The following is a 2,291-nucleotide window of genomic DNA, read 5'->3' as shown; positions in this document are numbered from 1 at the left end:
GCCGTTGACCACGGCGATGCGGTACGGACCGTCCTGCTTCTCCCACTGGAAGTACTTGGTGTCGGCGCTCCAGGGCGCGAAGCAGGCCGGCTCGGCGCCGGGGCCGGAGACCACCGCGGGTCCGGCATAGGTGAAGCTGGTGCTGGCCAAGAGGCCGGCCAGCGCGAGGGTGGCGATGGTACGCAGTTTCATTGGGTCTCCTCCCAGAGAGCGTTCTGTTGACTACGGCACGATGGCGATCCGGTGGTCCTCCTCAGGCGGCCCGGTCGCCGATGGTCGGGCCCCGAAGGGCCATCCGGCACGCCACCCCTCGGGCAGCGTGCCAAATCTCAGTCCTCCTCCTTGAACAGCGCGAGGCCGGCTTCGAGGTGCTGGCTCATGCGGTACTGGAAGGCGATGCGGTTGCGCCCCTCGAGGGCATCGACGATGCCGGCGTGCTCGTCGTAGTTGACGTCGCCGGACTTGATGCGGTTGACGCCGTTTTCCATGATCTTGAGCATGACGGGCTTCATGATCCGGTAGATCTCGAGGAGCTGCTGGTTGCCCACGATGCTGACCAGCTTGAGGTGGAAGTTGAAATCCTGCAGGGCGCGGCCGTGCAGGCCTTCGGCCTCGCGCATGCTGTCGTTGATGGCGCGCAGCTCGGCGATGTCGTTTTCGCTGGTGCGGGTGAACAGCTGGTCGGCGGCGCCGACCTCGATCAGCTGGCGGAAGCCCTGGGTCTCGAGGAAGGTCTGCCGGCTGAGTTCGAGCGTGTTGAATGAATAGAGATCGAAGACCGCGTCCATCCGCCGGTCGATGATCACGGCGCCCACCTTGGGCCGCACGTCGACGACGCCGTAGGCCTTGAGGATGCGCATGGCCTCGCGCACCGTGGTGCGGCTCGAGGAGAACATCTCTCCCAGTTCGCGCTCCGACGGCAGGGGGTCGCCGACCCCGAGATTGCGCTCGTCGATCAGCGCCTTGATCTGCTCCACCAGTCCTTCGACGGCCGAGTCGTTGAGATGCACGGCGCCACGCCTGCGCGGCGTCCTGCCGCCTTCGACAAGCCGAACGATATTGCCCCTGGCCGTCATGACCGGATGCAACCTCCCAGAAATGTAGATAGTCCCCTCTTGTCCGACATTTGTAGGACCAGAACAGCCTAGTTTCGAAGATTTAGGCTGTCAATAGCGAGAGTTAGGCTGTCATGTGGCGACATACGGGCAAACTGGTATGACAAAAGCGCGACTGAGATCGATTACATGGGGACGCGGCGGGCTCGGGCGCGTCGAAAACCCAGCGTATTCTAACATGTTACGGCTGGTTTCTTGCAGTGGTTCGGAGCCAGGTCCGGCGACGCTCCAGATGGTCTCGCGGGCCGACCGGGCCCGCGCCGGGCCCAGCCGGCCTGCACCGGCGGTCCCCCGCGGCCTTGCGGCAGCGGCAATTCCCGTGACCGGCGGCGCTTCCTCCCGGCGCGCCGGCTACAGTCCCCGCGTCGCCACAATGTGGTAGGGTGTTGCTCCTCGGCGCGGTGCCGGGCCGGAATGACGTCCAGTCGTACCCGGAATGGAATTATAGTAGCGAAATCAATGGGCTGCCCCGAAGCGGCGGCGTTCAGGTACGGTCAGAAGCCGTTCATCTTCGTTCAGACTTCGTTCCTGTCCCCGCCCTTTCGTTCAGCATTGTGGCGCCCCGGCAGGTGGTTCCGGCAGCCGAAAAGCAGCAGGCGCCGACCTTTCGGCCGGCGCCCGCGGTGAGAGAGGAGGTCGGGCGGGCTCAGGCCGACCAGGCGCGGGTCACCTGCTGCTGTTCGCCCAGGCCCTCGATGCCGAGCCGCATGGTCTGGCCCGGCTTCAGCCAGACCGGTTCCGGCTTGATGCCCATGCCGACGCCCGGCGGGGTGCCGGTGGTGATCACGTCGCCGGGCTGCAGGCTCATGAACTGGCTGAGATAGGCGACGATATGGGCAACGCCGAAGATCATCGTCCTGGTCGAGCCGTTCTGGTAGCGGTGCCCGTCGACCTCGAGCCACATCCCGAGGTTCTGCGGATCGGCGACCTCGTCGCGGGTCACCAGCCAGGGGCCGATCGGCCCGAACGTGTCCGCCGACTTGCCCTTGGTCCATTGGCCGCCGCGCTCGGTCTGGAAATGCCGCTCGCTCAGGTCGTTGACCACGCAATAGCCGGCCACGTGGTCGAGCGCGTCCTTCTCCTCGATGTACTTGGCCTCCTTGCCGATGATGACGCCGAGCTCGACTTCCCAGTCCGGCTTCAGCGTGTTCTTGGGCAGGATCACGTCGTCGTTGG

The 2,291-nt window shown here is 65.4% G+C and carries 2 protein-coding genes and 1 pseudogene; all 3 read right to left on the bottom strand.

All coding sequences use genetic code 11. The features are described from left to right. Nucleotides 1-192: pseudogene (locus tag ACE3TU_RS21535) on the bottom strand (ribose ABC transporter substrate-binding protein); the annotation flags it as partial. Between the two features lie 137 nt (nucleotides 193-329). Beyond that, nucleotides 330-1,076, bottom strand: a complete 747-nt coding sequence (locus tag ACE3TU_RS21530) for a FadR/GntR family transcriptional regulator (protein ID WP_374627903.1) — start codon at nucleotides 1,074-1,076, stop codon at nucleotides 330-332. Nucleotides 1,077-1,761: 685 nt separating this feature from the next. Continuing rightward, a partial coding sequence (locus ACE3TU_RS21525; RefSeq protein WP_374627902.1) for a fumarylacetoacetate hydrolase family protein occupies nucleotides 1,762-2,291 on the bottom strand: 530 nt, incomplete at its 5' end.

Origin of the sequence: Devosia sp. (genome assembly GCF_041917035.1) — a bacterium.
Taxonomy (GTDB): Bacteria; Pseudomonadota; Alphaproteobacteria; order Rhizobiales; family Devosiaceae; genus Devosia_A.
This window is presented reverse-complemented; position numbering and strand designations above follow the sequence as displayed.